The sequence below is a fragment of the Albidovulum sp. genome, from assembly GCF_008933605.1.
Taxonomy (GTDB): Bacteria; Pseudomonadota; Alphaproteobacteria; order Rhodobacterales; family Rhodobacteraceae; genus Albidovulum.
On record NZ_WBUS01000216.1, the window covers coordinates 1 to 3945 of the forward strand.

General features: G+C 67.3%; 4 protein-coding genes. 1 reads left to right on the plus strand and 3 read right to left on the minus strand.

The features are described 5' to 3' along the window. The first annotated feature begins 64 nt into the window (after positions 1-64). A complete protein-coding gene (locus F9K34_RS17515) occupies positions 65-688 on the plus strand; it encodes a TetR family transcriptional regulator C-terminal domain-containing protein (protein WP_291338400.1) in 624 nt (207 codons plus the stop codon). Here the strand turns inward: F9K34_RS17515 and F9K34_RS17520 are convergent. From F9K34_RS17520 to F9K34_RS17530, 3 genes are read right to left on the minus strand one after another with little or no spacing between them, the layout of a single operon-like run. Continuing rightward, entirely contained in the window at positions 685-972 is a 288-nt protein-coding gene (locus tag F9K34_RS17520; protein ID WP_291338401.1) for a hypothetical protein, read from the minus strand. The two genes, F9K34_RS17515 and F9K34_RS17520, sit on opposite strands and share 4 nt — an antisense overlap. Positions 973-1028: 56 nt before the next feature. Next, positions 1029-2330, minus strand: a complete 1302-nt coding sequence (gene preA / locus F9K34_RS17525; protein ID WP_291338402.1) for an NAD-dependent dihydropyrimidine dehydrogenase subunit PreA — start codon at positions 2328-2330, stop codon at positions 1029-1031. Between the two features lie 25 nt (positions 2331-2355). Further along, positions 2356-3693 carry an NAD(P)-dependent oxidoreductase gene (locus F9K34_RS17530; RefSeq protein WP_291338403.1) on the minus strand — a complete coding sequence of 446 codons (1338 nt, stop codon included), beginning with the start codon at positions 3691-3693 and terminating at the stop codon, positions 2356-2358. Positions 3694-3945: the final 252 nt, after the last annotated feature.

Sequence of the window (3945 nt, forward strand, 5' to 3'; positions counted from 1 at the left end):
GAATTGGCGTTTGACCACCCGCCCCCCTCGGGCTAGCAGGGACTGGAACGGGGGAGGACAATCGTTGGAAGACGACGACCGGAGCGACCGGCCGCTGACGCGGATCCAGGCGAGGAATCGCCAGACGATCCTCGATGCCGCGCTCGAGGTCTTCTCGCAATTCGGCTTCCGCGGTGCCACTCTCGACCAGATCGCCGAGGTCGCGGGCCTGTCGAAGCCGAACCTGCTCTACTACTTCCCGTCGAAGGAGGCGATCCATGTGACGCTCCTCTCGGGGATGATGCACGCCTGGCTCGATCCCCTGCGCAAGCTCGACCCGGAGGGCGACCCGGTCAGCGAGATCATGGGCTACGTCCACCGCAAGCTCGACCTCAGCCGCGACTTCCCGCGCGAGAGCCGGCTCTTCGCCAACGAGATCCTGCAAGGCGCGCCCAGGATGATGGACGCGCTGACCGGCGAACTGAAGGGACTCGTGGACGAGAAGGCGGCCGTGCTCAGCCGCTGGGCGGCCGAGGGGCGGATCGCCGACCTTCCGCCGCATCACCTGATCTTCTCGATCTGGGCGCTGACCCAGCACTACGCCGACTTCGACGTGCAGGTGCGCGCGGTCCTCGGGCCGGGCCACGATCCCTATGCCGAGGCCGACCGCTTCCTCGACACGCTCTTTCGCAAGCTGCTGCGGCCCTAACGCGGCCTTTCAGCCCATCTGCGGTAGCGGGCGATCAACTCGCCCTCGAACAGCTTGAAGCAAAGCCAGCTTGCCAGCGCGATGGCGCCGCTCAGGCCAAGCTCCCCCAATTGCCAGAGCGCGCCGTGGCGGATCGCCTCCCACCCCTCACGCTCGATGAAGGCGAGGTTCGCCATCGCGAACATGAAGAGGTTGAAGGTCGAACAAGCAAGCACGATCGCCGCCCCGCCCGCGCCGAGAACGACGAAGACGAGGGGCCACCGCGTAACGTTGAGAGCCTGCATCACCGCCCCCTCCGTCCCGCAGGATGCCCCTCGGGACGGCTCCGGGCAAGACCGGCCTATTCCGCCGCCTGCGCCATCGGGTTGTTCGGATGCGTCGTCCAGTTGGCGTAATCGCCGACCGTCCTGCCGGTGCGCGGATCGGTCTCGCCCTTCGCGAGGGGCCGCATGGTGATGCAGTTCTCCACCGGGCAGACGTCGATGCAGAGGTTGCAGGCGACGCATTCGGCGTCGTTCACCTCGAAGACGCGGCCCTCCTTCATCCAGATCGCCTGGTGGCTCGTATCCTCGCAGGCGGCGTAGCAGCGGCCGCACTTGATGCAGAGGTCCTGGTCGATCTGGGCCTTGGTGACGTAGTTGAGGTTCAGGTACTGCCAGTCGGTGACGTTCGGCACCGCGCGGCCGACGAGTTCGGCGGTCGAGGTCATGCCCTTTTCGTCCATGTACTGCGACAGGCCCGAGATCATCTCCTGCACGATCTTGAAGCCGTAGGTCATCGCGGCGGTGCAGACCTGCACGTTGCCGGCGCCGAGCGCCATGAACTCCGCCGCGTCGCGCCAGGTGGTGACGCCGCCGATGCCCGAGATCGGCAGGCCGCGCGTCTCGGCGTGGCGGGCGATTTCCGAGACCATGCTGAGCGCGATGGGCTTCACCGCCGGGCCGCAATAGCCGCCATGTGCCCCCTTGCCGTCGATGGAGGGCTCGGGGCTGAACGTGTCGAGGTTGACCGAGGTGATCGAGTTGATCGTGTTGATGAGGCTGACGGCATCGGCGCCGCCTCGCCTCGCGGCCTCGGCGGGCTTCCTGACATCGGTGATGTTGGGCGTCAGCTTGACGATGCAGGGCATGCGGGAGTGCTGCTTCACCCACCGCGTCACCATCTCGATATATTCCGGGACCTGGCCCACGGCCGAGCCCATGCCGCGCTCGCTCATCCCGTGCGGGCAGCCGAAGTTCAGTTCCACCCCGTCGGCCTCGGTATCCTCGATGGCCTTCAGGATCGCCTTCCACGACTCCTCGTCGCAGGGCACCATGAGGCTGATCACCAGCGCCCGGTCCCTGTAGTCGCGCTTCACCTGCTTGATCTCGCGCAGGTTCACCTCCAGCGGACGGTCGGTGATGAGCTCGATGTTGTTCAACCCCAGAAGCCGCCGGTCCGCGCCCCAGATTGCGCCATAGCGCGGGCCGTTGACGTTGACGACCGGCGGGCCTTCCGAGCCGAGCGTCTTCCACACCACCCCGCCCCAGCCGGCCTCGTAGGCGCGCCGCACGTTGTATTCCTTGTCCGTCGGCGGCGCCGAGGCCAGCCAGAACGGGTTCGGGGATTTGATGCCGATGAAGTCCGTGGTCAGGTTTGCCATGTGTCTTCCTCCCGTAGGGCGGGCTTCAGCCCGCCGCCCCCATCAGGCTCGCATGAATGTCCTCGGCCGCGTCGCGGCCCTCGGCGACGGCGGTCACGGTCAGGTCCTCGCCCCCCGCCGCACAATCGCCCGCCGCCCAGACGCCGGGGACGGACGTGCGGCCGGTGCCGGTGACGGCGATCTTTCCACCCTCCACCCTCAGTCCCTCGGGCGCGCCGAGAAGCGTCTGGCCGATGGCCTTCATCACCTGGTCGGCCCTGAGGCGGAAGGTCTCGGCCATCAGCTTCAGCCCCTCCGGCGAGCTCTCGGTATAGGCGAACTCGATCTCCTCCGCCCGGCCGCTTCCGATCACCCGGACGGGCGCGGCGTTGTGGATGATGCGGACGCCGACCGAGGTCGCATGGTCCTGCTCGTCGGCCGAGGCGCTCATCTGCGACTGGTCGCGGCGATAGACGATGGTGACATTCTCGGCGCCGAGGAGCCTCGACTGCACCGCCGCGTCGACCGCCGTCATGCCGCCGCCAATCACCACCACGTCGCGGCCGACCGCCAGTCTCGACTTGTCCTCCGCCTGCCTCAGGTCCGCGATGAAATCGACGGCGTCGACGACATTCGCAAGCCCCTCCCCCTCGGCGCGGAGCGCGTTCACACCCCTGAGCCCGATGGCGAGAACCACCGCGTCGTGCCCCGCCTTCAGCCCGTCGAGCGTCACGCCCTGGCCGAGCGCCTTGCCCTTTTCGACGGCGATCCCGCCGATCTTCATGAGCCAGTCGACCTCGGCCTGCGCGAAGCCGTCCGGCGCCTTGTAGCTCGCGATCCCGTATTCGTTCAGCCCGCCCGCCTTGGGGCGCGCGTCATAGATGACGACGTCATGGCCCTTCATGGCCAGCCGGTGCGCGGCGGCCAGCCCGGCGGGACCGGCGCCGACGACGGCAACACGCTTGCCCGTCGGTTTGCCGCGGGTGAAGGGATGCACGCCCGTCTCCATCAGGCTGTCGGTGGCGTAGCGCTGGAGCCGGCCGATCTCCACCGGCTTGCCCTCCGCCACCTCGCGCACGCAGGCCTCCTCGCAGAGCTGTTCGGTCGGACAGACACGGGCGCACATGCCGCCAAGAATGTTCTGGGAAAAGATCGTCTTGGCGGCTGCCTCAGGCGTGCCGGTGGCGATCTGGCGGATGAAGAGCGGAATGTCGATCGTCGTCGGACAGGCCGTCATGCAGGGCGCGTCGTGGCAGAAATAGCATCGATCCGCCGCCACCCGCGCCTCGTGCGCATCAAGGCGCGGAGCGATGTCGGCGAAGTTCCGGGCATAGTCCCCGGGCCCCAGTCGTCCGGCAACGACGCCCGGCGTGAGCTGGTTCATGGTCAACACGGCCTCCCCTTGGTTCTCTCGTTGACGGAAGGCTGCCAGCGAATCATTTTTTTATCAATTGATAAATTTTTGCGCCGCCACCGGGCGCCGCTGCGCCGTGCCGGGAAAGCCTGCGGGAAAGTGGCGCTTTCCTCCCCCCCGCCGAATGCGTATAAGCACGGGCGAGCCAAGGTCCGCGGGCAAAGACGGGCCACAGGACAGGACCGGTCGAGGATATCGATGACAAAACCCACGTACGAGAGC

What these genes read in the sequence shown, in the direction of transcription:
- F9K34_RS17520 (WP_291338401.1), bottom strand. Translation starts at nt 972, where the DNA reads ATGCAGGCTCTCAACGTTACGCGGTGGCCCCTCGTCTTCGTCGTTCTC.
- preA (WP_291338402.1), bottom strand. Translation starts at nt 2,330, where the DNA reads ATGGCAAACCTGACCACGGACTTCATCGGCATCAAATCCCCGAACCCG.
- F9K34_RS17530 (WP_291338403.1), bottom strand. Translation starts at nt 3,693, where the DNA reads ATGAACCAGCTCACGCCGGGCGTCGTTGCCGGACGACTGGGGCCCGGG.